A 23,915-nucleotide genomic window follows, 5' to 3' on the forward strand; every position below is an offset into this window, starting at 1 on the left:
TTTGTACGAACGCGGGCAGCCCGTTTCGACACTCGTATAGTGTCGATCTGTGAGTGAGCCGGACCAGGGCTTGATAGCCGGGAAGCTGAACCACCTCTTCCGCACGGTCCGCCGAGGCGAGGACGAGTACAGCAACAAGACGGTGGCCGAGGCCATCTCCGAAACGCAGGGCGTGCCGATCTCGCACACGTACATCTGGCAGCTGCGCACCGGCCGCCGCGACAACCCTACGGTCCAGCACCTCTCCGCGCTCGCGACGTTCTTCGGCGTCCCGGTCGCCTACTTCCTCGACGACGCCGAGACCGCGCGCATCGACCAGGACCTCGAACTGCTCGCCGCCATGCGCGAAGCAGGCGTCACCGAGATAGCGATGCGCTCGGCCGGCCTCTCCGACAGCAGCCGCACCGCCGTCGCGGACATGATCACTCAGTTGTGGCGGCTGGAGCACCCCGGCGCGGACGCGTGAGCGACGACCGGCTCGGCGAGGTCGTCGCCCTGCTGGACGTACCGGACCCGTTCGACCTCCAGGAGCTCGTGCGCCGGATCGCCGTCGCGCGCAGACGGCCGATCCAGCTGCGAGCCGCCGCGATGCCCGCGGACGGACCGAGTGGCCTGTGGATCGCGACCAGGTCCGCCGACCACATCTGCTACGCCGCCGGCACCAGCCCGTTGCACCAGGAGCACATCGTCCTGCACGAACTCGGGCACCTGCTGTGCGGCCACGCTTCTCCTTCGCCGGATCCCGACGCGATGATCAGGTTCCTGATGCCCACCCTGGACCCGGCGGTGGTGCGCTCGGTGCTCGGCCGCACCGCCTACAGCGACCCGGAGGAACGCCAGGCCGAGATGTTCGCGATGCTGGTGCTGGAACGCGCTCATCGTCTTCCCACCCGGCGCCGGCGGGTCTCCCCCGAGCTCACCGAGGTGCTGGACCGCATCGAAGCCGCTCTGGGCGCGTCGTCGTGAACCAATCCGTCCTGGTGGCGATCGTCGTCGTGGGCTGGGCAGCGCTCGGGCTGCGGTTGTACTTCCTGCGAACCTCGTTGTGGACCTGCGTGTCGGTGGCTGCCCTCGCGTTCTCCATCACGTTGCAGATCACGTTCGTGCGGGTTCAGGTGGACTCCTGGTTCGTGCTCAACACCGCCGGAACCCTGTCCAACTGCTTCACGCTGCTCGCCGCGGTTGCTGCCCAGTGCGCGTTCCTCCGGATGGTGCGGCCCGCGTCCGATGTCCAGCCCCGTCTGTTGTGGACGGCCGGCGCGATCGTGCTGATGCTGGTGTTGTTCTTGACCACGCCGTCGAACTACGCCACGCAACTGGCGCACATGTCCGATCGCGTCCAGGTTCCCGTCGTCTCCGCCGCCGCCTACGTGTTCGTGGTGAGCCTCGCCGTTCTGGCCGTCGGGCTGATGCGCACCGCCTGGGCGTACAGGCTGGTCGCCGACCGGTTCTCGCTGCGGTACGGACTGCTGTCGTTCACGCTCGGCGCCTTCTGCAGCCTGGCGTACGCGGTGTTGCGGTTCCTCGGCATGCTCACCTACCAGCTCGATGTCGAGGTGGCGTGGCTGCGCGGGAACCTGCTCGGCCGGCTGTCCTGGTTCACGATCGTGCTGGTGCTCGTCGGAGTCCTGCTGCCCGCCGTCGGCGCGCGACTCGGGCTCGACCACCTGGCGCGGTGGTGGCGGATCAACAGGTGCTACCGGTCGCTCCGTCCACTGTGGAAGGTGCTGCACGACGAGTTCCCGGCTCTGGCGCTGGATGTTCCCACCGGGCGCAACGCGTCGTTCCGCAATCCCGAGCACTCGTTGTACCGGCGGGTCATCGAGATCTGGGACGGGCGGTTGCGGTTGCGCCCCCACTTCGATCCCTCCGCCGCTCCGGGTGATGAGGCGTCGCTGATCGCGGATGCGTTGCGGCGCAGGAAGAGCGGGGTTGCCGCTACGGACGGGACGGCCGCGCCGGACAACCGGCCGGAGGACCCCGATGCCGAGCTCGACTGGTTGATCTCGGTGTCGCGGGCGTTGCCGAGGTGACGGCGGTGGGGCCGCCGGAACGACGACCCCACCTGAACACATCTCCTACCACTGCGCCCATTTCTGGCTTCCCTGCGTGCCGCAGATCGCCAGGATCACCGGCGTTCCGTTGTTGTAGGAACGCAGGTCCAGACACAGGTTGGGGGCACCGGCGGCGGAGATGGTGTAGTCGCCCCAGAGGTCGAACTTCTGGCTGGTACCTCCGTGACAGACCTCCATGTGCACCACCGCACCGACCGTGTACGAGCTGACATCCATGCACAGACCCGAGCCGTAGCTGCGGAACGTGCCGTCGCTCAGCAGGTCGAACCACTGGCTGTTAGCTGAACTGTTGCACTGGTACAGCGTCACCGCGGTGCCCGGCGCGTAGGACGTGAGATCCATGCACCCGTTGCCCGCGCCCACGTTCTTGATGACCTGAAGGGCCGCCGTCCCGATCTTGCTCCCGGCGGCCGCGTTGCCGACCCCGGTCAACCCGATGAGCGCGGAGGCGACGACCGCCAAGACCGCGATTCCTCGTGACACAAAGCTTGTTGCGCGCATAACTCAGTTCCTCCGTGACCTGTAGGTGACTGACCACAGGTGGAGCCCCCCTTGAAACTCCCCCAAGCGCGTTCTCCCCAGCCCGCGCACCAGAACCATCTCGTAAGGCCCCGCACGGCGTCAACACCAGCTGCCCAGGTTTCCGCCACAGTTAAACATCAGCTGTCACCCGGACCGCTTGGACCGTTGCGGCACCAGGAGCGGGCGAAGTGGACGACGATGGACGGCATGATCCCGTTGATCCTCCCGCTCGACGACCCGGCCGCGGACCTGGCGGCGGTCGGCGGCAAGGGCGCGTCGCTGGCCCGGCTGATCCGCGCCGGGCTGCCGGTGCCCGCCGGGTTCTGCCTCACCACCCGCGCCTACCGGGAGCGGTCGATGGAGGGTGTGCTGGAGGCGTTCCAGGCGCTGGGCGGGCCGGTGGCGGTGCGGTCGTCGGCCACCGCGGAGGACCTGCCGGGACTGTCGTTCGCCGGGCAGCACGACACCGTGCTGAACGTCGATGAGAGCGGGCTGTTCGACGCGATCCTGAAGTGCTGGGACTCGCTGCAGTCCGCACGAGCGGTGGCCTATCGCAAGAACAACGCCGTCGACTCCGCCGAGATGGCCGTGGTCGTGCAACGGATGGCACCCGCGGATGTCTCGGGTGTGCTGTTCACGGCGGATCCGGTGACCGGACGGACCGAGCCGGTGATCAACGCGGTCCACGGTCTCGGTGAGGCTCTGGTCAGCGGCGAGGCCGACTCCGCAGATCTGCTCGACGACGCCCAGAAGGCAGAGCTCGTATCTCTGGGCGAGCGGATCGAGGCGTTGTACGGGATGCCGATGGACGTCGAATGGGCGTTGGTCGGCGGCGAGTTCCAGATCCTGCAGGCACGCCCGATAACGTCGTTGCGGGTCGAGTGGAACGACACCCTCGACGGTGACTACCTGTGGTCCAACGGCAACGTCGGCGAGGCCATCCCCGAGGTCATGACGCCGGTGACGTGGTCGCTGGTGAAGGTGCTGTCGAGCGCGGCGATCGGGCCGCACCGGATCTCCGGCAACATCGGCGGCCGCTTCTACCTCAACATCAGCACGTACACCGCGATCGGCACGGTGATCGGCAAGTCCGAGGAGATGCTGCGGTCGGGCGAGGAGACGTTCGGGCGCATCCCGGCCGGCGTGACCGTGCCGCCGCTGCCGATGTCCCGCTTGGAGATCTTGGGCGCGGTGCTCAAGGGTGCCGGCGGGCCGCTCAAACAGCAGTTCCTCTACCGGACGCGGCTCGCCCAGCTGGTCCGCGACAATCCCGGGCGTTGTGCCGTCGCGCGCAGGAGGATCGCCGATTGCGAGTCGCCCGAAGCGCTGCTCGCGTTGTGGCGCCGCGAGCTCGACCACCTGCTGCGGTTCGTGTGCCCGATCCTGGACGCCGGTGCGCGCATGATCGCGGGTGGGCCGGCGGCGTTCCGGCGGGAGCTCGTCGAACTGGTCGGCGAGGAGGACGCGACGACGTTGCTGACCGGGTTCCACGCGGGCGCCGGGTTGTCGAGCGTGGGGCCGTTGATCGGGCTGGCGCGGGTGCGGTCGGGCGAGCTGGACCGGCAGGAGTACGCCGAGCAGTGGGGCCATCGGGGCCACAACGAGTTCGAGATCTACCAGCCGCGTCCGGCCGAGGCACCGACGTGGATCACCGCGCAGATGGAGGCGCTGGCGGACCCGGAGGCGTTGCTGCAGCGGCAGGCGGCGGCGCGTTCGGAAGCCTGGGAGCGGCTGGTGGCGGCGCATCCCGGTCAAGCGGGGCGGATCGAGAAGCGGCTGGCCAAGATCGGGGCAGGGGCGCGGGCTCGGGAGCAGGCGCGGTCGGAGATGGTGCGCGCGTTCTGGGTGATGCGCGCGTTCGTGCTGAGGGCCGGAGAGCTCACGAAGACTGGCGACGACCTGTTCTTCCTGCCGATCGACGACGTGCTGCGTGTGCTGGGTGGCGAGACGTCGTTGTTGGACCGCGTGCACGGGCAACGGCAGGCATACGAGCGTTATCGCGCGCTCCCGCCGTATCCGGCCGTGATCCGGGGCCGGTTCGATCCGGAGTCCTGGGCGGCCTCACGGGATCGGCGCGCTGATCTCTACGACGCCACTGCGGATGTGCCGATGCCGTCCGACATCACCGGATTCCCCGGCTCGGCAGGCGTGGTCGAGGGAGTGGCCCGGGTACTCCGCTGGATCGATGAGGGCCGGGCGCTGGAACCGGGCGAGATCCTGGTGACCTCGGTGACGAACGTCGGCTGGACGCCGTTGTTCACCCGTGCCGCCGCCGTCGTGACCGATGTCGGCGCACCTCTCTCGCACGCGGCGATCGTGGCGCGAGAGCTGGGAATCCCGGCGGTCGTGGGGTGTGGAAACGCGACGACCAGGATCTCGACCGGAGACGTGATTCAGGTCGACGGGGCTCGCGGGACGGTCAAGAAGGTGCTCAAAAAATAGTGCGCTGAACCCACCACCCGTCCGCCGCCGAGTGGTGGGTTCAGCTCACCGAGATCAGTTGTGCATGGAGACCAGCTGGCGCCGCATGCGTTCGCGCAGCAGGTCGATCACCTCGGTGACCGTGTTGGCTTCCGCGTACGCCTGCACCTCGACCCATTTGAGGTCGAAGCGGGCGTGTGCGTGGATCACTGCCTTGTCCGAAGTCAAATTGACCCAGGCGAAGTCGATCCGCTCGGGCGCGTACCGGTCCAGCGAGCCGATGCGCGCAGACGCGTAGTCCCTGGCCTGCTCGGGAATGGCCTCCGCGAGCGAGACCTGGATGTAGTCCATCGACACCTGCCTCCTCAAGGCCGCGCGGCAGCGCCACGTGGCCAGTTCGACGATACGAATCCGATCGCAACGCCGAACCAGGCGTTGGTCCCGACAGCGCAGGGTCTTTCTACTGAGATGGTGCGGCTGCGCGGGTTAGTGATGTCACTTGATAAGTGCGGACAGGCGCTGGTCGAGCTGTTCCTTCGTGGGCGAGCCGGTGAGGAGTTCCACCCCGCCATCACTGCGGACGAACGCGAACGTGGGCTGAGCGGTCACGCCGAACCGCTTCCACACGGACCCGTCGAGGTCGGCCAGGTGCGGGAAGCTGGCCATCTTGTGGTCGGACACGAACTTCTTCATCGCGTCGAGCTGGTCCTCGGCCGCCACACCGACGAACTGGATCTTGTGGTGGTTCTTGGCGACGTCCTCGACCATCTCGGCCTCGGCGTTGCACGACGGGCACCACGGCGTCCAGAACCACAGCACGGCCGGCTGGCCGACGAGCTTGTCGCCGCGGAACTCGGCGCCTTCCAGGGTCTTCGACGTGAACTGGAACTTCTCCGGGGGCGGTGCCTTCTCGGCACACCCGGCGAGCAGCAGCACAACTCCCAGCAGTACTCCGAGGATGCGCATCGGGCTCCTCACCTCCTGTCTGGGCGTACGGCCTTGCGCCTCCTCCGGTTCAGCCACAGGACGCTCACCACGACGAGCACGACGATGAACGGCCACGGCCCCAGTGCCGCGACGATCTGGGCGAGCGTGCTCTGGAACCCGCCGGCCGCCTGGACGACTGGATCTTGCGCACTGCCGTTCGCGAGGAAGAGCCGCAGCTCATAGACGCCGTAGTAGGTCACGTAGGCGCCCATCACGACGAGGACCACACCGCCGATGCGTCCGACGTGCGGGAGGAGTTTCCTGACGCGTGGTGCGAGCAGTGAACCCGCCACGGCCAGTGCAGTGACCACGAGGCCCATGCCGAGTGCGTAGGCGAGGAACGCGGGCAGGCCCTCCTGCAAGGACGCGCCTATCAGCACGAGGAACGGGCCGATCGCGCACGAGAGAGAGGCGATGGCGAACGCGATGCCGTAGCCGTACATCGACCAGAGGCTCTTCGGGGCGGCCTGGAGCTTGGGCAACCTGAGGTAGAGCTCCTTGCCGAGCAGCAGGAGCACGCCGATCGCCAGCATCGCGAGTCCGATCACGACGGTCACGAACGGCAGGTAGCGCTTGAGCGTGGTCGCGATCGGGGTGAGGACAAGCCCGAACAGTCCGAAAAAGGTGACAAATCCGGCAGTCATCACCAAACCGGACATGAAGGCCCGCGCCGGGCTGTCGCGTGCCACGAGCGCCAAATACGCAGGCAGCATCGCGAATCCGCACGGGTTGACCGTGGCGAGCATTCCGGCGAGGACCGCTAAAGCGATGTCGTTCACGCCGGCGACGGTAGTGTTGAGAGGTGCCGATCGAACAGTGGCTCGAAGCCATCCCACCTCTGCTCGTGTACGTGATCGTCGGCCTGGTGATCGGACTCGAGTCGCTCGGAATCCCGCTCCCCGGCGAGATCGTGCTGGTCACGTCCGCGTTGCTGGCCTCGCAGCACGCCGAGCTGAGCCCGTTGTGGATCGGTGTGTGGGCGAGCGCGGGTGCGATCATCGGCGACAACTTCGGCTACCTCATCGGGCGTCGCCACGGACCTCGGCTGTTCGTGTGGATGGGCCGGAAATTCCCCAAGCACTTCGGCGAAACGCAGCTCGAGCACGCCAGGCGTGTGTTCCAGAAACGCGGTGCGTGGGCCGTGTTCTTCGGTCGTTTCGTGGCACTGCTGCGCATTCTGGCCGGGCCGCTCGCCGGGTCGCTGCACATGAACTACGGCAAGTTCCTGGTGGCCAACGCGCTCGGCGGCGTGGTGTGGGCGGGCGGCACGACGGCGGCCGTCTACTACCTGGGTGTGGTGGCCGAGAAGTGGCTGAAGGGCTTCTCCTACGCGGGCCTGGCGATCGCCGTGGTGGCCGGCGTGGCCGGCGTGTTCGTGGTGAAGAAGCGGCTGGCGAAGGCCGCGGAGAAGGCTGCGGGCGAGGAAGTCCCGAAAGAAGTCACCGAGCCTGCGTAGCCCAGGCTGCGATCTGCGCGCGCGACCGCACCCCGAGCACGGTCTTGAGGTCGCGCACGTCCGCCTCCACGGTCCGCAGCGACACGTGCAGGCCGTCCGCGATCTGCTTGTTGGTCAACCCTTCCGCGACCATCCCGGCGACTCGCAGCAACCTCTCCTCGCGCCACGACAACGGTCCGAGCGCGATGTCCTCTGCCTCCTCGCCCTCGTCGGTCTCCGGCAGAGTCGCCAGCACTTCCAGCAGTCTGTCGCGCACGGCAACGGAATCGTGCTGCAGCAACGCGTCGAACGCGAACACCCGCACCGAGTTCAGCATCGTGAGCCGCTCGCCGCTCTCCAGCAGTGATCGCGCGTTGAGGCTCTTCGCGAGCTCCCACCCGTACGGCAACAAGGCATCGGCGAGCTCCTCACCGATACCGCCGGGCAGCAGGGAGAAGATCCGCAGCGCCGCCCGTTCGGCCTCGGTCAGCAACTGGTAGCTGCGGTCGATCGCCGCGTGCAACGACCGGTGGTGCGCCTCTGCGTCGCGCGGTCCGACCGTGAGCACCGCGAACCGGTTGTCGAGCCGCGCCGCGATCTCCTCCAGGGTCAGCACCCGCACGAGCCGTGCGGCCAGCTCGAGCGCCAGCGGCAACCGGTCGAGCTTGTCGCACAAGACATCCAGCAGTGCGGTGTGCTCGTCGAACTCGTTGTCGACAGCGGTGGCCCTGTCGCAGAACAGCCTCCTCGCCTCGTGCGGTTCAAGAGGGCTGAGCCGATACGCCTGCTCACCCGGCACGTTCAGCAGCTCACGACTCGTGGCCAGCACACGGACCGTTGGGTGGCGCTGCACCAGGTCAGCGCACTCCTGCAGAACGTGCTCGCACCCGTCGAGAACGAGCAGACCGGGTTCCGGTGGCATCAGATCAGCGACTCGGAAGACGTCCGCGAGCTCGACCAGCATCGCGTACCGGCGGTGGGCGATCAGTTCGTGCACGAGCCGCGACTTGCCCACCCCTGGCGGCCCCACGACGGTGACGATCCGGTGCCGCGCCAGGAGTTTCGTGAGGTCCGCGAGTTCACCGTGGCGCCCGACGAACGTGTCGAGCCGCGCCGACCCTGACACGACCTCCCGAGCCCTTCGACGATAAGCACGCTGACGACACGCTCCCGAGCAGTACTTGGCCGGTGCCGCGAGCGGAGCACCGCAGTCGTCGCAGGTCATCGCACGCGCGCCGTCCGCGCGGCGAGCTGGGTTCGCGAGCTGAGGCCGAGCCTGGTCAGCATCTGCGTCACGTGCGAGCGCACGGTGCCGGTCGAGATGCCCAGCCTCGCCGCGATCTCCTGGTTCGTCAGCCCCTCAGCCACGAGGTCGGCGATCTGCTGCTGCCGCATGGTCAACGGTTCGTCGCGCTCGACCTCGCTCACGTACTCCAGCAGCCCGGCGTGGTCGAGCCGTTCGCCCAGCCGCCGAGCGCGAGACGCCCGCCGCTCCCCCGCCTCAGCCACGGCGAAGTCGCGCGCGTCCGCCACCATCCGATTCCACGGCACTTCCTGACGCGCACCTCGTGTGCTGCGTGTCGCGGCCGCAGCAGCCATGAGCACCACGGTCCGTTCGACCTCGTGGCGTCGTGCGGCGACTACGCCAAGACCTTCCAGCACACCCGCCAGCGCGACCGACGACGGCGCACCCTCCCGCAGCGCGAACACGAAATGCTGCTCGGCCAGGTCCACGTCATCGCGTTCCAAGGCGATCACCCCAGCGGTGTGCCGGGTGGCCATCAACACGTAGCCGTCCGGCACGTCGAACGCCAGCGACTCCGCCACCGCCGCCGACGCCCCGTCCAGATCGTCGAGGCGCATCAGCAACCACGCGTGGTTGTTGAGGAACGTCATGAGCAACGACGCGTTGCCCAACGCACGCGCGCACGAGATCGAACGCTCGTTGGCGACGCGGGCGCCGGAAAGATCGTCGGTCACCGTGCGCGCGTAGCCGAGCGTGTTCCAGGCGCGTGCTTCCCAGTTCGGTCGGCTCGTCGCCGGGTGCTCGACGAGTGCCTCGGCCAACCTCAGCGACTCCTTCCCGTCGCCCAGAAAACCGGCCAGCCAGGCGGCGCGGAACAGCAGCATCTCCGAGTGATCCGGGAGCTGTCCGCACGACAGGGTCTCCGCAGCCAGCCGCATCGCCTCGCCGTACGCGCCGCGCAGGTACCAGACGTGGACGACGGCCGCGACGAGCCAGGTGTGCCGCGGGTCGGTGCGAGGCACACGGGCCACGGCGTGCAGCAGCTGGTGTTCCTGGCCGTCGAGCCACTCGTCGGTCTCGGCGGTGATCGACGGAGCACACGCCACCATGCGGATCATGCGCGTCAGCACGGTGATCAGCCGGTCGAACGTCGCGTCGGCCTCGCCGTGTTCCTCCAGGCGCGCCAAGCCGAACAAGCGGATCGACTCGAGCACGCGAAACCGCGCGCTGGACGACGACGGCTGCGACCGGACCACCAACGACTTGGCGCGCAACGAAGTCATCAGTTGCACCATGTCGTCGGAACAGGCGCACACCGCCGACGCCAGGTCGAGGTCGAAGTCGCCGATCAGCACGGAAAGCCGGCGCAGCGCGGACTGCTCGGCCGGGCGCAACAGGTCGTAGCTCCACCTGATCACCGCGTCCAACGAGCGGTGCCGCGCGGGCACGTCCGTCCTTGCCGCGGCGAGCTCGATCGCCAGCGGCAGGCAGTCCGGCAACGGATCGGCCAGCTCCGCGGCACCACCACAGGCCACGAACAACGTGCGCGCGTCGGCGGCGGAGAGCGGACCGACCTCGACGCACATCTCGCCGGCCAGATCGAGAGGTTCACGAGAAGTGACGAGCACGCGCAGCCGCGGGCACCGCGCGAGCAGTTCCGCGACCACCTCGGCGGCCTCGCGGATGAGGTGCTCGCAGTTGTCCAGCACCAGGAAGCGGTGCTCGGACAGCGCGTGCGCGACCGTCTCCGGCAACGACGAGCCCGGCTCCTCCCACACGTTCAGTGAGAACGCGACCACGTGCCACAGCAGGTCCGGCCGATGCACGGACTCCAGCTCCACGACGGCGGTGCCGGGTTCGCCAGGACACAGCTCGGCCGCCAGCCTGGACTTTCCCGCGCCGCCGGAACCGACGAGCGTCACCAGCCGGTGTCTGCGCAGTAGGCGTCGCACGGCGGACAGCTCGCGTTCCCGTCCCACCAGACGGGTGCGCGCGTTCACCGACGACCACATGCGCGGGATTCTAGGAGCGAATGCAGCGCGAAGAAATGTCGTCCAATCGCGATTGACAGGATCCCGCCACAACTGCACTACTACTCACAAAACCGGTTTGAACAGCCCGAATGCAGACTGCACAACGCCCAAACGGCCTGATACGACCCGCGAATTGAGACGAATCAACCCCCACTTGGAATTCCCCGCACGGCTTCGGCGCCGGTCAGCGGCCGCAGAATCAGCGAACTCGTGTGCGTCTGGTCCGGCCGCACCTGGAACCTCGGCCGCACCGGGTTCGGGGTGTCGCCGACGCCGGTCACCGCCGCCGAGGCGTGCAACGTCGTCCACCCGGCGTTGCGCTGCCGCTGGAACCCGTACTCGGCGCGGTCGAGCTCGTCGTACCGGCTCACCGACACGTCCGGCGCGCCCGACACCATCAGCCCGCTCATTCCGTCGCTCAGCAATGCCCAGCGCGTGTCGGTGTGGTTGCCATTGCCCTGCGGCCGGTCATAAGGCACATATTCCTTCTCGACCGTCGACCGCCACACACCCATCGGTGTGCCGTCCTTGCGGTCGTTGTAGCTCTCGCCCGGTCCACGCCCGTACCAGGAGAAGTTCCCGAACCGCTCCGGTACCGCGAGCGCGATTCCCATCCGCGGCAGATAAGGCAACGACCGCATCCGCCCGGTCGGCACCACTTCCTGCTCCACGCGAATTGTTCCCGCCGCATCCACGTCGTAGGTCAGCGTCTGCTCGAACGCCGCATCGCTCACGTCCTGCGCAGCGGCCACCGACTTCACCGTGATCTTCGACCCGCTGACCGCGATCGAGGAAGCTTTGGTGCGCAGCCGGTCCAGGCCCACCGCGCGCCACTGCAACGACTCATCGGTGCCCCAGGACGCGGTCTCGTTGCTCAACGGCGCCCGCCACACGTCAAGCTTCGTGCCCTGCAAGAGTTCTGCACCGCCCACGCGCATCGAGGTCAGCGCACCGGACGCCTTCTGCACGACGTACCGGAAGCCCTGCCCGCTGATGATCACCTCGTCCGCGGTCTCCGAAACCGCGGCCGAGCCGCCCGTCTCGACAACAGGAGCCTTGCCGCCCAACGAGAACTGGTCGTGCGCGTACGCCTTGCCGTCCACGATCAGCTCGGCGTTGAGCCACCGTTCCGCGGCAGCACTCGAAGGCGGCACAGCAACCCGCACCGAACCACCGGGCTCCACCGACACCGGAGAAGTGCCGGCGAGCACGGTCCGCGAGCCTTCGATCACCTGCCACCGCAGCTCACCCGCGATCGGCGCGAAGACCCGTTCACTCGCCGCCGTCAGCACACCATCGGCGAACGAGAACCTGATCGGCTGATGCACCCACGCCAGCTGCGCGGTCTCCGGCTGCAGGTTCCGATCCGCGTCCACCACCCCGTCGACGCCCGCGACGCTCTGCCCGTGCGAGAGGTAAGTGCCGCGCCGCTGCTCACGGTCGAAGTCCAGCGCCAGCACCACCCTGGACGCGTCCGAGATCCGCACCTCGTCGATGATCCCGTGCGCCATCCGGCCTTCGTACTTCTCGCGCATGGTCTCGGCGTTGCGCCCGATGTTCACCGGATGCGCCGACCGCGGCACCGGCCCGGCCTGCGCGACGGACGCAACCTCGACGCCGTCGATCAGCAACGCCAGCCGCCCGCCCGCGTACTTCCCGGTGACCCGGTGGAGCCCGTGGTAGAAGTCGGTGGGCACCGGCGCCCGCACCTTGCCGCCCGCGTAGAACTCCAGCGTCTGAGCATCAGCCATCCGCAACCCGTACTGGTTGCCCTTGGCGACGATCGTGAAGTCCGTGAACGGCAGAGCAGGCTTCACCCACGCGTCCAACGTCAACGGTCCCAGCAGATCCAGGCGAGAATCCCGGTACACCTCGACGAAGTCGTCCAGCCCGGAGAAGTCCAGAGCCCTGCCCCGATGGCCGTCCACAGTGGACGGCGACCCGGTGATGTGCGCGAGGATCCCGTTCCCGGACGAGTCGGGCGAGATCCGCAACGGCTGCCGGATGTTCTGCTCGGCCCAGTCCCAGACGAACCCGCCCTGCGCCTGCGGGTTGGCCCGGATGACGTCCCAGAACTCGCGGAAGTTGCCGAGGCTGTTGCCCATCGCGTGCGCGTACTCGCCCATGATCAGCGGCTTGGTGGTCTGCGCGACCTGCGTGGCGAACTTCTCCGGCGACGGGTAGCGCGGCCCCCAGACGTGCGCGAACGGCGCGTCTCCCGAAGGCTTGTTCGGCTGGTGGTAGAGCGGCCGTGACGGGTCGTGCGCGCGAGCCCACTCCGCCATCCGGTAGTGCGCCGCCCCGAGCCCCGCCTCGTTCCCGGTGTCCCACATGAAGACGCTCGGGTGGTTCTTGTCCCGCTCGACCATCGCGACGAACCGGTCGAGGAACGCGTCACCCCACTCAGGACGGTCGGCCAGGCAGTCCTCTGGACAGTTCTCGTGCGCGTGCGTCTCGGCGTCCATCTCGTCCGCGATCCACATCCCGCGCGAGTCCGCGAGGTCGTAGAAGTGAGGATCGCTCGGGTAGTGCGACGTCCGGACCGCGTTGATGTGCAGGCTCTTCATCAACTCGACGTCGCGGCGCTGGTTCGCCCGCGGCACGTGCCGCCCGTGGTCCGGATCGGTCTCGGACCTGTTCACGCCCTTGAACAGCACGCGTCTGCCGTCGACCTCGAGCTGCCGGTCCGCGATGGTGATGTCCCGGAACCCGGTCGTCTCGCGCGTCACGAACCCGTTGTCGAGCTTCAGCACGAGCGTGTAGAGGTTCGGCGTCTCGTCGTTCCACCGCAGCGGATCCCGCACCGGCAGCACGAGCCGGCCAGAACCCGTCGTGCCCGAAGCGACGAGCCGGCGATCCTCGTCGTACAGCCCGCCCCAGACCGTGCCACCCGCGGTCAGGTCCAGATCAGCGGACAGCACCGAGCCCTGCGTGATGATCGAGACGTCCCGGATCCGCCTGTCCGGCGCGGAGTACATCCAGACCGAGCGGAAGATGCCGCTGTAGCGCCACTGGTCGTAGTCCTCCAGGTACGACCCGGCACCCCACCTGTGCACCTGCACCGCGAGCCGGTTCCGCCCGGCCACCAGCAGATCGCTGACGTCGAACTCGGCCGGCGTGTACCCGCCCTGGTCGAAGCCCGCGTACCTCCCGTTGACCCACACGAAGTAACCCGCGGTCACGCCCTCGAACCTGAGGAACGTTCGCTGCTCACGCCATTTCTCCGGCACGTAGAACGACTTCACGTAAGCAGCCGTCGGATTCACGTCGCGCGGAACGTGCGGCGGATCGTCCGGCCACATCTCCTCGACCGTGTTGCGGTACATCGGGTGGTCGAGCCCGTCGGTCTGCCAGGTGTGCGGCACCGTCACGGTCCGCCACCTCGACACGTCGTAGCCAGGTTCGGCGAATCCGCGCGGCACGTCGGTCGGCAGGTCGAACATCTTGATCTGCCACGAGCCGTCGAGCGTTCGGGTGTACGGCGTGCTCTCTTTGCCGCGCAACGCTTCTTCCACACTCGAGTACGGCCGGAGCTCCGCGTGATGCGGTTGCTGGCCCTCTCCGGTCATGCGCGGATCCTCGAGAAACCGGTACACATCCCGGTTTTCCACTGGAGGGGCGACTACGACAGAAGCCAGCAACAACGCCACGATCGAACGCACCGCGCACCCCAAGACACCTCGAAGTTGCGCAGAACATCCCAGAATCAAACGGCTTCGCTCAACCCTGACCGAAATTTCGGTGTTGTACAAAGCTGAGCGGTAATCGCTTATCTGACTGATCTATCGACACATCTTGTGGCCTCCTGATTACGCGCGGTATGGTCTAGACCTTCAACCGCCGCCGCGATGTAGAAGCACGCAAGCAACATCAAGGCAAAGGAAGTCACATGAAGAATCGACCCAGGCTTGCTGCCGCGCTGGCAGGTGTTCTGGCTGCTCCGTTGGTCCTCGTGGCTCTCCCCACCGGCACGGCCTTCGCGCACGGCTACGTGTCGTCGCCTGCCAGCCGTCAGGCGCAGTGCGCCAACGGCACCTTCAAGGACTGTGGCGCCATCCAGTGGGAGCCGCAGTCGGTCGAGGGTCCGAAGGGCCTGAAGAGCTGCAACGCCAACCTGTCGCAGTTCGCGATTCTCAACAACGACAACAAGGGCTGGAAGGTCGCTCAGACCGGCCGTTCGGTGACGTTCAACTGGACGTTCACCGCCAGGCACCGCACGCGCGACTACGACTACTTCGTCGACGGCCGCAAGGTCGCGAACTTCAGCGGCAACAACCAGCAGCCGCCGGCCACCGTGTCCCACACGGTCAACGTGGGTTCCGCGGGCAGGCACAAGGTTCTCGCCGTCTGGAACATCGGCGACACCGCCAACGCGTTCTACTCCTGCATCGACATCAACTCGAAGTAGCGGCTACTCGGCGCGTGAGGACCCCTTCCTCTCACGCACCACCTGCTCGACGTCGAACGGCATGATGTTCAAAGGCGGACCGGACAACGGTTTGCGCAACGCGTCGAGGATCTCCGCGTTCACCTTCTCGATGATCGCGCGCGCCTCGTCGTCGGTCTCGGCCGCCAGGGCACGGGTCCTGGCGGTCTCGGCCTGCTTGCGCAACACCAGGGAAGGGGGCAACCCTGCCGTGCCCTCTTCCTCCCGGACCTTCTTCTTGAGCCACCAGTCTTCCTCGAGCGGTTCACCCGCGCCGGACAACGGTTTTCCAGCGCTCGGCAGGTCGTCGAACTCGCCGCGTTCCTGGGCTTCGCGGATCTGCCTGTCGATCCACGTCTCGAAGTCCATGCCCTGCGGTTTGCGTTGCGTCACGGGGAGAACCTCCTGATCGCGGCCTGAATCGCCTCGTTGAACGCGGGGCTGCCCTTGTGGCCACTGTCGTCCACAAGGGTCAGTTCGGCGTCCGGCCACGCCTGCGCCAGCGCGTAGGCGGTGTCGGCAGGGCAGCTCATGTCGCGACGGCCGTGGATCAGCGCGGCCGGGATGCCCGCGAGCTTGCCGGCATCGCGCAGAAGCGAGCCGTCCTCCAGAAAACCGAGGTTCGCGTAGTAGTGCGCGCAGATCCGCACGAACGCGATGAGGTCGTCGTCCGGCCGTTCGCTGAACATCGCCGGGCTGCCGAAGCTCTCCAGCGACAGCACGGTGTCCTCCCACCTGCACCACTCGGCGGCGGCCTGGTCGCGCCGCGCGGGATCCTCCATCAGGTCGGCGTAGGCGCGCACCACGTCCGGCGCGTGACCGACGTGCGCGCTGTACCGTTCCCACGCTTCCGGGAAGAACCGGGAAACGCCCTTGTACAGCCAGTCCAGCTCGCGCTGGGACGCCGTGGTGACCGCGACCAGGATCATCTCGGTGACGCGCTCGGGATGCCGTTGCGCGTAGGCCAGCGCGAGCGTGGTGCCCCACGACCCGCCGTACACCAGCCACCTGTCGATGCCGAGGTGCTCGCGCAGCTTCTCCATGTCCGCGATCAGGTGGTCGATGGTGTTCACGCTCATGTCCGCGGCCGGGTCGCTCGCGTGCGGTGTGCTCTTGCCGCAGCCGCGCTGGTGGAAGACGACCAACTTGAACTCGGCGTCGCCGAACGACTTGCCCGCGTACTTCGCCGGACCGCCGGGCCCGCCGTGCACGTGCACGGCGGGCTTGCCGCCGGGATCGCCGACGACGTACCAGAAGATCTGGTTGCCGTCGCCGACGTCGAGCATTCCCTGGTCCAAAGGCTCCATGAGCCCAGGGTATCTAGATCTTGACGACCTTCCAGTTCAATCCGGCGTCATCGGTCCGATACACCTCGGCGAACTCCTGACCAGGCCCGCCGCGCACGAGCGTGGCGTGCTTCGCGTCCGAGAACGCCAGGTCCTCGAACGGCGGCCCGCCCAGCGTGAGCAGCGTGTCCCACTTCTCGCCGGGACCGCGGTGCACGAACGACCAGTCCCGCCCGGTCGCGGCCACGAGCGCCGCCTCCGGTGAGATCGCGAAGCCGGTCGTGATGCCCTCGCGCGGCGGCGTGCTGATCGTCTTGAACGGGCCGCCGTCGGACTTGCGGAGCTCCTTGGTCATGTTCCCGAAGCCGGGATCGAAGCTGCACAGGGCGTACCGGTCGGTGCCGACGTTGCCGAGCTGGGTCGCCGAGAAGATGTCGCACGGCGCGGCCTCTTCGAACCAGCCGGCCGGTGACCGGGTCCAGTACCGGTTCTCCACACCGAACGTGGACAGCGAGACCTGGCCCTGCGCGATCTCGCCGAACGCCCGGCCCTTGACCTCGACGCCCGGCACCGGCTGCCACGAGCCGAACCACAGCTCGCGGTGGAACAACCGCGACGACGTGCCGTCGTAGATCACCGCGAGGAACCCGTTGTTGTCGAAGCCAAGGGCCCCAACGGTTCCCTTCATCCCCAGCGGCTCCCAGCGGGTGCCGCCGTTGCTGGTGACGAACAGCTGCTCGCCGTCGGTCACCATGCCGGCGGCGTCGTTCGCGAAGACCACCCGCAGCCGGTCCGTCTCCGGGATCGACAACGCCGGGGTCTTCACCCTCGTCCACGTCGTGCCGCCGTCGAGCGTGCGGACGAGTTGCGTGCATTTCGCGGTGGGGCACAAGGTGTCCACCCCCAGCACCCAACCGCGGTCAGCGGACACCCACGACGTCGACGCAGGCACGACCCCGGTGTCTGCCTGCGCAACGGACGCGGTCGTTCCGACCAGTAAAATCGACATGGCAAGGACAGCGATGCGCTTCCCCCACATACGCCTTCTCCCCTCAAGAGGCTGATTCCCACTCAACACCTCTTGTGGGTGAAGCGGCAACCACCCCCGCTGCCACCAGAACTCCCGCGCCGCCGGCCGCGATCAGCGTCAGCTGCGGCCCGATGACGTCGATGAGCAGACCACCGCCGATGTACGAAACTGCCGCTGCCACACCAATTCCGCCGTAGAAGTTGCCGAACACCCTGCCCGTCCGATCACCGGGCACGAGCCGCTGGATCAGCGTGCTGTGCGCGACGTCCATCGCCGCGATGCCCAGCCCGCGCACGGCTTGCAGCGCGAACGCCGACGCGACGCCCCACGCGAGACCGGTGCACAGGTTGCCCGCACTGCTGATCACGAACCCGGTGACGAGCATCGCGACCATGCTCATCCGCGTTGATCCCTTGGCCAGCAAGGCATACCCGATCAGCAGACCAATGCCGACCGCGCCGAGGATGACGCCCGCGATGCTCTCCGACTGGCCGAACACCACGACGGTCAGCTGCAGCACGGCGACGTCGTCGATCGCCGTGCACGCCACCACACCGCAGAACCCCAGGAAGATGATCCGCAGCGCCCGGTTGCGCCAGATCTCGCCCAGGCCTTCCCTGGCGTCGGCGAACACGGACTCCCCCGGCTCGGAAGCAACCATCAGCCTCGGCAGCCGCAGCAACAACAACGCGGACACACCGAACGAAACGGCGTCCACGAGCAGCACGCCACGCGTGTCGAGGAACGTCAGCAGCGCGGCGGCGAGGAACGGCCCGATCACGTCCGCGCTGTTGGAACCCAGGCCCAGCGCGGTGTTCGCCGGCCCGAGGTCCTTCTGCGCCACCAGGCTCGGCACGGCCGCCCGCGAGGCCGGGATGAAGATCTGCCCGATCACCGCGCGCAGACCGACCAGCACGAGCAGGATCGGCAACGGCGGCAGCGTGAACGCGATGGCCGCCAGCAGCACGCCCTGCGCCAGTTCGCAGACGATCATGACCGTGCGCCGGTCGAACCGGTCGCTGATGACACCTGTCAGCGGGCTGAGCAACGACGGCGCGAAGTCGCCCACGAGCAGCAGCGCGGCCACCGCGACCGCTTTCCCGAGCACGGACTGCACGTGCAGCATCAGCGTGACGAGGCTGAGCGCATCCCCCACAACCGAAACGACCCGTGCGGTGCAGAGCGCGCGCAACGGGCCGTTGTCCTTCAGAAGCGTCAGCACACGGTCATCGTGCCAACACCTGTTCGAGCTGGTCAGCCAATTTATTCATGATCTTGGCGTACGAGGAGCAGCTCAGCGGGGCCACGGCGTTCCACTCGACGAACCGGTTGGCCTGCACGGCCGGGAGCGCCTGGAAGACCGGGTGGCCTTCCTTCATCTTCTCCGGGTTCAACACGTGCGCGCGGGTGTCCCACATGATCACGTGCTCTTTGTACGTGCCGGAGTTCTCCCACGACAGCGACTGGAAGTAGCCGCCGCCCTCGCTGTCGGGCTTCTCGGGCGTGAGCAGCGGCAGCCCGAGTTCCTTCTGGTACCAGTCGAGGTCCGGGTTGCGGGCGGGCACGGCGACGTAGAACAGCTTCGGATCCGCGCCGACGACCTGGATCTTCTGGCCGGCGTCCGTCATCTTCCTGCCCACGGCCTTGAGCCGGTCGGCCGCCTTGGTGAACTCGGCCTCGCCGGCCTTCACCTCGGCCGAGTCGACGTCCGCGCCGAGCGACTTCGCCAGGTCGCGGAAGCGCTTGATCCCGTCCGGCAGCTGGATCTTCGACTGTCCGATGCCGACGGTCGGGGCGACCTTGAGCACCTTCTCCTCGAACTCGGCCGTGAGGTGCCAGAGCCCGGTGACCTCCGGGTAGTAGCCCGCGACGACCAGGTCGGCGTTCAGCGCGGCGAACTTCTCGAAGTCGATCTCGCCGTAGCCGGGTCCGGTGATGTCGGTGACCTGGCTCGGGTCGATGCTGCCCGCCTCGGGGTCGGTGCTGCCGTCCGGACGCTTCAGCGGGCCGAACGTGCCGACGACGTTGATCCCGTAGTCCTTCAGAGCACCTGCCGCGGACACCTGCGCGACGACGCGCTCCGGCCGCTTGGGAGCGGTGACCTCCTTGCCGCGGTCGTCCTTGAACGACCACTGGCCACCCGGCTGCTCCGCCGGGGCGTTACCACCGCACCCGGCGACCAGGCCGAGCAGCAGAACCGCGGCGACTGTCCTGCGCACTTGTCCACCTCCTGAAATTAGGCTTACCTAACCTAACAGGACGCTTCAGAAGGTCCGCCACACCGGCAGGTTGGTCACCGTGCGGAACCACTTGACGACAGGGCGTCGATTCGCCGTCGTCGTCGCACTGATGCTCATCGCGGTTTTCGCCGTCACCCCGATGTGCCCGCCGGAGCCCGCGCACCACGGCGCGTTCACGCCCGGCATCTCCGGGGAGTTCTGCCACCACGGCGCCACCCACCACCTGACCGCCGCCGCGCCCGCCCAGGCCGCCGTTCAGGCAAGCGCCGCGTCCCTCACCCTGCCGGACACGGGCTTCGCGGTCGTCTCGCGTCCCACTGCCACGGGCGAGTCGTTGGGGCTCGGATGTGCGTGGGCGCTGAAGAAGTTGGCGTCCCGTGTCGATACGGAGCCGGCTCCTTCGACGTGACAGCAGAGGCAGGTATCGGATCGGGAGGACGCCATGATCGCCAATCTCATCGCCACGCTGGTCGAGGAGGACCTCGCGGAGGACGACGGCGTGCTGGCGCCCGACGACCGGCTGACCTGCCACGTGCATGGCAGGTGGATCCACCAGTGCGTGGCGTCTCCCCTGCACGTCAACCCGGTCACGCGACACCGCTGGTGCCGAGGCTGCGACGCCGAGCTGGGCGTGGTGGTCGACGAACTCTCCGGTGATGTCGCGATGCGCTGCCCCCGCTGTGGGTGCGGGGGCAGCGCCGCCACCAACCGGCTGATCGCCGCCTGCCGCGCCTCGATCTCGGCGCGCCGCGCCGCCTGATCGGGCTGAACCGAGTCCGCTGTTCGGCCGTACGCCTCCTCAGAAGTCCGATTCCCGACTCCTGAGGAGGCCGCGTGCCCGGCCGACGTGCTGCAAGGACGACCGCTCTGGCCGCTGTGATCGCCGCGACGGTGGTGTCGATGCCCACGGCGCACGCCCAGCCCGCCGACGACGCGCTGAAGGCCTACACCGACCTGACCCGCGAGGCCGAGAAGCTCACCCAGGACCACCTCAAGGCCCAGAGCGACCTGGCCAGGGCGAACGCGATCGTGGGTGCCGCCACCGAGGCGGAGAAGAAGGCGCTGGCCGAGTCGGAGCAGTACCGCGGCCAGGTCGACGTGCTGACCACGGCGTCGTTCGAGGGCGCGCGGCTCAACAACCTGTCGGCGTTCCTGACGTCGACGTCCCAGCAGGACTTCCTGGAGCGGATGTCGGCGATGAACATGATCGCCGCCGACCAGAACGACGCCGTGTCGCGGATGACCGCCACGCTCAACGCGGCGACGGTGGCGCGCAACGACGCCACCAAGGCCGCGGCCGCCGCCGAGAAGTTCGCCGCGGACGTCTCCACCCGCAAGGTCGCCATGGACCAGCAGGTCACGACCGCGCGGACCAAGTACCAGTCGCTGTCCGCGCCGCAGAAGCAGACGCTGGCGGCTCCCGGCCCGGTGGTGAACGTGCCGGTGCCGGCGGGTGCGGCCGGGGCGGCGCTGAGCTTCGCGCTGAGCCAGCAGGGCAAGCCGTACGTGTTCGGCTCCAACGGGCCGAACTCGTGGGACTGCTCGTCGCTGATGCAGGCCTCGTACCGGGCGGCCGGTGTCACGATCCCCCGCGTCACCTATGACCAGGCGAAGATCGGCCGCGGGGTGACGCGCGCGCAGGTCGCGCCGGGCGACCTCATCATTTACTACGCAGGTCAGTCGCACGTGGCCATGGCGGTGGACAGCGTCAACGCGGTGCACGCGTCCACCGAGGGTGTGCCGGTGAAAATCGCGAACATCGACTCGATCGGACCCATTTCGGTGATTCGCCGGGTCGTCGGGTGACGCTTCTCTCCCACCCCGCGATAAACCGACGTAGGCGACTGTGAGAGCGTGCGAGTCGGTGAACTGTTGAGGACCCGGCGGTAGACGAACACCAGGCCGTTCCGTAACCTGTCCGAGACCTTCGGCCCAGCAGTTAACCCACTCGGGGCACACGCCAAGGTTGCCGCCTCACACGCAGTAGTTCTCGCGAGGCGGCTGCCATGACAAAGGAGGACCCGCGACGTGCTGTCGCACCCCTCACGCCGCACCGTGCGTGGAGCACTCGTGGCGACCGCAGCGGTCGTCGCAGCAGCCCTCCCCACGGCGCCGGCCACCGCACAGCCTTCCCCCGCGGACGCGCTCAAGAAGTACAACGAGCTGTCCGAGAAGGCATCTCAGCTCAACCAGGACCACCTGAAGGCCAAGGACGACCTCGCGGCCAAGCAGGGTGAACTGGACAAGGCCAAGGGCGATCTCGCGAACGCCCAGAAGGCCGAGGAGTCCCTCCGCGGACACGTCGACGTCCTCACCGAGTCCACGTTCGAGGGCGCGCGCTTCAACCAGATCTCCGCGCTGCTCGTGAGCGACTCGCAGCAGGACTTCCTCAACCGCATGTCGGCCATCAACATCCTCGCGGCCGACAACGCGGAGGCGCTGAAGAACCTGACGGACGCGGTCAACGCCGCGGACGCCGCGACGAAGACGGCCAACGACGCCACCGAGGCGTCGAAGAAGCTGCTCGGCGAGATCGAGGCCAAGAAGGCCGACCTCGACAAGCAACTCGCCGAGGCGCAGGCGCAGTACCGGTCGCTGAGCAACACGGTCAAGAACCAGCTGGCCAACTCCGGCGACATGTCGAACATCTCGGTGCCGGCGGGCACCGCGGGCAGGGCACTGCAGTTCGCCCTGGACCAGCGCGGCAAGCGGTACGTCTACGGCTCCAACGGCCCGGACACCTGGGACTGCTCCTCGCTGATCCAGGCCGCGTACCGCTCGGCCGGCGTCACCATCGGCCGCACCAGCTACGCCCAGGCGGCCGCGGGTCGCCCGGTCAGCCGCAGCGAGGTCAAGGCCGGCGACATCATCGTCTACTACTCCAGCCAGTCCCACGTGGCCATGGCTGTGGACGGCATCCGCGCGGTGCACGCGTCCACCGAGGGTGTGCCGGTGAAGATCGCCGACATCGACTCGATCGGCCCGATCTCGGTCATCCGCCGTATCGAGGGCTGAGCTCGTTCGTTCGCCGGGAGCGCCCCTTGCCTTCGGGCAGGGGGCGCTTCTGTCGCTTCAGCGGGGTGTGTTCGTGCAACGGGCCGGGCTTCTCCGCTGAGAGGCCCGGCCCGTTGCATTCACGGTGGACAGCCCCCAGCCGTCTACAGCGGAGGGCGCGTGTGCCATCTCAAGTGATCACCCCGAAATCTCCGGACCACGGCGGAAGCGTGAGCCGGTCAGTTCGGCTGGTCCTGGCGACCGATCGCGAAGGCCGGGTTGCCCTCGGAGTCCTCGCGCACGTCGAGGACCTTGTCCTCCAGGTACTGGGCCGCGGCCGGCTCCATGATGACCTTGGCGCCCGCGGGAGCTGCCACGACCTCGTCGCCGTCGACGGGTTCGCTCAGCGACAGTTCGAGCGCGGCCTGGCTGTTCTGCTCGACCGCGAGAGCGAAGCGCAGGCCGACGCCGTCGTCGGTGGCGGCTGACTGCGACGTCAGCTCGTTGATGACCTCGGCAGCCATCGGCGTCACTTCGAGCATGTCGGCCCCTTCAGGCAGGAAACAAGAAACTCGTCCGGTGTTCCCTGGATCGGCCGACCTCAATCACCGTTCAGCGAATTGGCAGGTGAATGGACCTAGGCGACGCGGTGGGCCGGGCGTGTCACCTCGTTTCGGACGTGGCCGCACGCCGAGCAGACGCGGGGCACGGGGATCAGTTCGGCGACCAGGCGCCACGAGTCGGCGAACGACGGGGCCTCCTGGCCGGGGACCAGCAGGCTGTCGAGCGCCTGGGTGCGGCGGCGGGCCTTCTCGCGGCTGCGTTCGACCGGGTCGCGGCGGTGGGCCAGGGCACGCGACTCCGCCCGTGCGCGCTCGCCCTCGGACGTCAAGGCAGCACCAGAGCGCCGAGCGTGCAGCAAGGCGTTGCGGCGGTTCACGCGGAACCACTCGCCCAGCGACATGCCGGCTAACGGCGGGCGGGCGAGGCGGGCGCCGTCGCCGGTCCACACCATCATCCGGGCGCGCAGGAACTCGTGCGCCACCTGCGAGCGCGAGCGCGGCCGGCCCTGGCGCGTGCCGTCCGGGCGGGTGTCGATGGCGACCAGGACGGCGTCGACGCTCCACCCCTCCTTGAACCACGGCTCCAGCGTGCGCCGGACCCAGCGGCGGTCCGCGTCCGGCCACGAGGCGCGCGTGACCAGCGACTCGACGGCGATG

The 23,915-nt window shown here is 68.1% G+C and carries 24 protein-coding genes; 10 read left to right on the forward strand and 14 right to left on the reverse strand.

Going from position 1 to position 23,915, the window contains the following annotated elements:
• Nucleotides 1–49 precede the first annotated feature (49 nt).
• Genes UK23_RS30235 through UK23_RS30245 form a run of 3 tightly spaced genes read left to right on the forward strand, consistent with a single transcriptional unit; the run spans nt 50 to nt 2,033 of the window.
• Entirely contained in the window at nt 50–466 is a 417-nt protein-coding gene (locus tag UK23_RS30235) for a helix-turn-helix domain-containing protein (protein ID WP_045315081.1), read from the forward strand.
• The gene (locus tag UK23_RS30240) at nt 463–966 is read left to right on the forward strand and encodes a hypothetical protein (protein ID WP_052685194.1); all 504 of its coding nucleotides are present in this window, start codon (nt 463–465) and stop codon (nt 964–966) included. Before UK23_RS30235 ends, UK23_RS30240 begins: the two co-directional genes overlap by 4 nt.
• Nucleotides 963–2,033, forward strand: a complete 1,071-nt coding sequence (locus tag UK23_RS30245) for an MAB_1171c family putative transporter (RefSeq protein ID WP_045315082.1) — start codon at nt 963–965, stop codon at nt 2,031–2,033. The genes UK23_RS30240 and UK23_RS30245 overlap by 4 nt, the downstream gene beginning before the upstream one ends.
• 45 nt (nt 2,034–2,078) lie before the next feature.
• On the opposite strand, the gene UK23_RS30250 is transcribed toward UK23_RS30245, so the two are convergent.
• Nucleotides 2,079–2,537 (reverse strand): RICIN domain-containing protein, encoded by a 459-nt coding sequence (locus tag UK23_RS30250; RefSeq protein WP_045315083.1) that lies wholly within the window; start codon nt 2,535–2,537, stop codon nt 2,079–2,081.
• Between the two features lie 267 nt (nt 2,538–2,804).
• Here UK23_RS30250 and UK23_RS30255 point away from each other — a divergent pair, with 267 nt between their 5' ends.
• Nucleotides 2,805–5,039 carry a PEP/pyruvate-binding domain-containing protein gene (locus UK23_RS30255; RefSeq protein ID WP_045315107.1) on the forward strand — a complete coding sequence of 745 codons (2,235 nt, stop codon included), beginning with the start codon at nt 2,805–2,807 and terminating at the stop codon, nt 5,037–5,039.
• A gap of 54 nt (nt 5,040–5,093) precedes the next feature.
• On the opposite strand, the gene UK23_RS30260 is transcribed toward UK23_RS30255, so the two are convergent.
• From UK23_RS30260 to UK23_RS30270, 3 genes are all read right to left on the reverse strand, one after another.
• On the reverse strand, nt 5,094–5,369 hold the full coding sequence (locus tag UK23_RS30260; protein ID WP_045315084.1) for an HPF/RaiA family ribosome-associated protein: 276 nt from the start codon (nt 5,367–5,369) through the stop codon (nt 5,094–5,096).
• Between the two features lie 144 nt (nt 5,370–5,513).
• The gene (locus UK23_RS30265) at nt 5,514–5,984 is read right to left on the reverse strand and encodes a TlpA family protein disulfide reductase (protein ID WP_045315085.1); all 471 of its coding nucleotides are present in this window, start codon (nt 5,982–5,984) and stop codon (nt 5,514–5,516) included.
• Nucleotides 5,985–5,992: 8 nt separating this feature from the next.
• The gene (locus UK23_RS30270; protein ID WP_231114744.1) at nt 5,993–6,784 is read right to left on the reverse strand and encodes a cytochrome c biogenesis CcdA family protein; all 792 of its coding nucleotides are present in this window, start codon (nt 6,782–6,784) and stop codon (nt 5,993–5,995) included.
• A 23-nt stretch (nt 6,785–6,807) separates the two neighbouring features.
• Between UK23_RS30270 and UK23_RS30275 the strand changes: the two genes are divergently transcribed.
• Nucleotides 6,808–7,461: a DedA family protein gene (locus UK23_RS30275; RefSeq protein WP_045315087.1), complete on the forward strand. Its 654-nt coding sequence runs from the start codon at nt 6,808–6,810 to the stop codon at nt 7,459–7,461.
• On the opposite strand, the gene UK23_RS30280 is transcribed toward UK23_RS30275, so the two are convergent.
• The 3 genes from UK23_RS30280 to UK23_RS30290 all read right to left on the reverse strand — a co-directional run bounded on the left by UK23_RS30280 (nt 7,445) and on the right by UK23_RS30290 (nt 14,288).
• Nucleotides 7,445–8,566 carry a LuxR C-terminal-related transcriptional regulator gene (locus UK23_RS30280; protein WP_045315088.1) on the reverse strand — a complete coding sequence of 374 codons (1,122 nt, stop codon included), beginning with the start codon at nt 8,564–8,566 and terminating at the stop codon, nt 7,445–7,447. The two genes, UK23_RS30275 and UK23_RS30280, sit on opposite strands and share 17 nt — an antisense overlap.
• 95 nt (nt 8,567–8,661) lie before the next feature.
• Complete coding sequence (locus UK23_RS30285; RefSeq protein WP_045315089.1) at nt 8,662–10,698, reverse strand: ATP-binding protein; 2,037 nt, start codon at nt 10,696–10,698, stop codon at nt 8,662–8,664.
• A 164-nt stretch (nt 10,699–10,862) separates the two neighbouring features.
• Complete coding sequence (locus UK23_RS30290; RefSeq protein WP_156213480.1) at nt 10,863–14,288, reverse strand: glycoside hydrolase family 2 TIM barrel-domain containing protein; 3,426 nt, start codon at nt 14,286–14,288, stop codon at nt 10,863–10,865.
• Between the two features lie 320 nt (nt 14,289–14,608).
• Here UK23_RS30290 and UK23_RS30295 point away from each other — a divergent pair, with 320 nt between their 5' ends.
• On the forward strand, nt 14,609–15,127 hold the full coding sequence (locus tag UK23_RS30295; RefSeq protein WP_045315090.1) for a lytic polysaccharide monooxygenase auxiliary activity family 9 protein: 519 nt from the start codon (nt 14,609–14,611) through the stop codon (nt 15,125–15,127).
• Between the two features lie 3 nt (nt 15,128–15,130).
• On the opposite strand, the gene UK23_RS30300 is transcribed toward UK23_RS30295, so the two are convergent.
• From UK23_RS30300 to UK23_RS30320, 5 genes are read right to left on the reverse strand one after another with little or no spacing between them, the layout of a single operon-like run.
• Nucleotides 15,131–15,538 (reverse strand): DUF1992 domain-containing protein, encoded by a 408-nt coding sequence (locus tag UK23_RS30300; protein ID WP_045315091.1) that lies wholly within the window; start codon nt 15,536–15,538, stop codon nt 15,131–15,133.
• Complete coding sequence (gene pip, locus UK23_RS30305; RefSeq protein ID WP_045315092.1) at nt 15,535–16,452, reverse strand: prolyl aminopeptidase; 918 nt, start codon at nt 16,450–16,452, stop codon at nt 15,535–15,537. Before pip ends, UK23_RS30300 begins: the two co-directional genes overlap by 4 nt.
• Before the next feature lie 13 nt (nt 16,453–16,465).
• Complete coding sequence (locus tag UK23_RS30310; RefSeq protein ID WP_045315093.1) at nt 16,466–17,440, reverse strand: hypothetical protein; 975 nt, start codon at nt 17,438–17,440, stop codon at nt 16,466–16,468.
• A 43-nt stretch (nt 17,441–17,483) separates the two neighbouring features.
• Complete coding sequence (locus tag UK23_RS30315; RefSeq protein ID WP_196777947.1) at nt 17,484–18,683, reverse strand: MFS transporter; 1,200 nt, start codon at nt 18,681–18,683, stop codon at nt 17,484–17,486.
• 4 nt (nt 18,684–18,687) lie between these two features.
• Nucleotides 18,688–19,680, reverse strand: coding sequence for an ABC transporter substrate-binding protein (locus tag UK23_RS30320; RefSeq protein ID WP_045315094.1), 993 nt, complete (start codon nt 19,678–19,680; stop codon nt 18,688–18,690).
• Nucleotides 19,681–19,759: 79 nt separating this feature from the next.
• On the opposite strand from UK23_RS30320, the gene UK23_RS30325 reads away from it, so the two are divergent.
• The 4 genes from UK23_RS30325 (at nt 19,760) to UK23_RS30340 (ending at nt 22,716) form a co-directional block, all read left to right on the forward strand.
• Nucleotides 19,760–20,110, forward strand: coding sequence for a hypothetical protein (locus tag UK23_RS30325; protein WP_156213481.1), 351 nt, complete (start codon nt 19,760–19,762; stop codon nt 20,108–20,110).
• Between the two features lie 33 nt (nt 20,111–20,143).
• Nucleotides 20,144–20,461, forward strand: a complete 318-nt coding sequence (locus tag UK23_RS30330; RefSeq protein WP_045315096.1) for a hypothetical protein — start codon at nt 20,144–20,146, stop codon at nt 20,459–20,461.
• Nucleotides 20,462–20,535: 74 nt separating this feature from the next.
• The gene (locus tag UK23_RS30335; RefSeq protein WP_045315097.1) at nt 20,536–21,507 is read left to right on the forward strand and encodes a C40 family peptidase; all 972 of its coding nucleotides are present in this window, start codon (nt 20,536–20,538) and stop codon (nt 21,505–21,507) included.
• 264 nt (nt 21,508–21,771) lie between these two features.
• A complete protein-coding gene (locus UK23_RS30340; protein ID WP_231114745.1) occupies nt 21,772–22,716 on the forward strand; it encodes a C40 family peptidase in 945 nt (314 codons plus the stop codon).
• Between the two features lie 218 nt (nt 22,717–22,934).
• Here UK23_RS30340 and UK23_RS30345 read toward each other — a convergent pair whose 3' ends face one another.
• Both UK23_RS30345 and UK23_RS53015 read right to left on the reverse strand, forming a co-directional pair.
• A complete protein-coding gene (locus UK23_RS30345; RefSeq protein ID WP_045315099.1) occupies nt 22,935–23,237 on the reverse strand; it encodes a hypothetical protein in 303 nt (100 codons plus the stop codon).
• Between the two features lie 95 nt (nt 23,238–23,332).
• On the reverse strand, nt 23,333–23,915 hold a 583-nt coding region (locus UK23_RS53015; RefSeq protein WP_045315100.1), incomplete at its 5' end, for a hypothetical protein.

Source organism: Lentzea aerocolonigenes (genome assembly GCF_000955955.1).
Lineage (GTDB): Bacteria > Actinomycetota > Actinomycetes > Mycobacteriales > Pseudonocardiaceae > Lentzea > Lentzea aerocolonigenes_A.

Excerpts from the sequence above, each read along its gene's own strand:
- UK23_RS30255 (WP_045315107.1), top strand. The coding sequence starts at position 2,805 with ATGATCCCGTTGATCCTCCCGCTCGACGACCCGGCCGCGGACCTGGCG.
- UK23_RS30290 (WP_156213480.1), bottom strand. The coding sequence starts at position 14,288 with ATGACCGGAGAGGGCCAGCAACCGCATCACGCGGAGCTCCGGCCGTAC.
- UK23_RS30260 (WP_045315084.1), bottom strand. The coding sequence starts at position 5,369 with ATGGACTACATCCAGGTCTCGCTCGCGGAGGCCATTCCCGAGCAGGCC.
- UK23_RS30330 (WP_045315096.1), top strand. The coding sequence starts at position 20,144 with ATGATCGCCAATCTCATCGCCACGCTGGTCGAGGAGGACCTCGCGGAG.
- UK23_RS30265 (WP_045315085.1), bottom strand. The coding sequence starts at position 5,984 with ATGCGCATCCTCGGAGTACTGCTGGGAGTTGTGCTGCTGCTCGCCGGG.
- pip (WP_045315092.1), bottom strand. The coding sequence starts at position 16,452 with ATGGAGCCTTTGGACCAGGGAATGCTCGACGTCGGCGACGGCAACCAG.
- UK23_RS30285 (WP_045315089.1), bottom strand. The coding sequence starts at position 10,698 with ATGTGGTCGTCGGTGAACGCGCGCACCCGTCTGGTGGGACGGGAACGC.
- UK23_RS30310 (WP_045315093.1), bottom strand. The coding sequence starts at position 17,440 with ATGTCGATTTTACTGGTCGGAACGACCGCGTCCGTTGCGCAGGCAGAC.
- UK23_RS30345 (WP_045315099.1), bottom strand. The coding sequence starts at position 23,237 with ATGCTCGAAGTGACGCCGATGGCTGCCGAGGTCATCAACGAGCTGACG.
- UK23_RS30295 (WP_045315090.1), top strand. The coding sequence starts at position 14,609 with ATGAAGAATCGACCCAGGCTTGCTGCCGCGCTGGCAGGTGTTCTGGCT.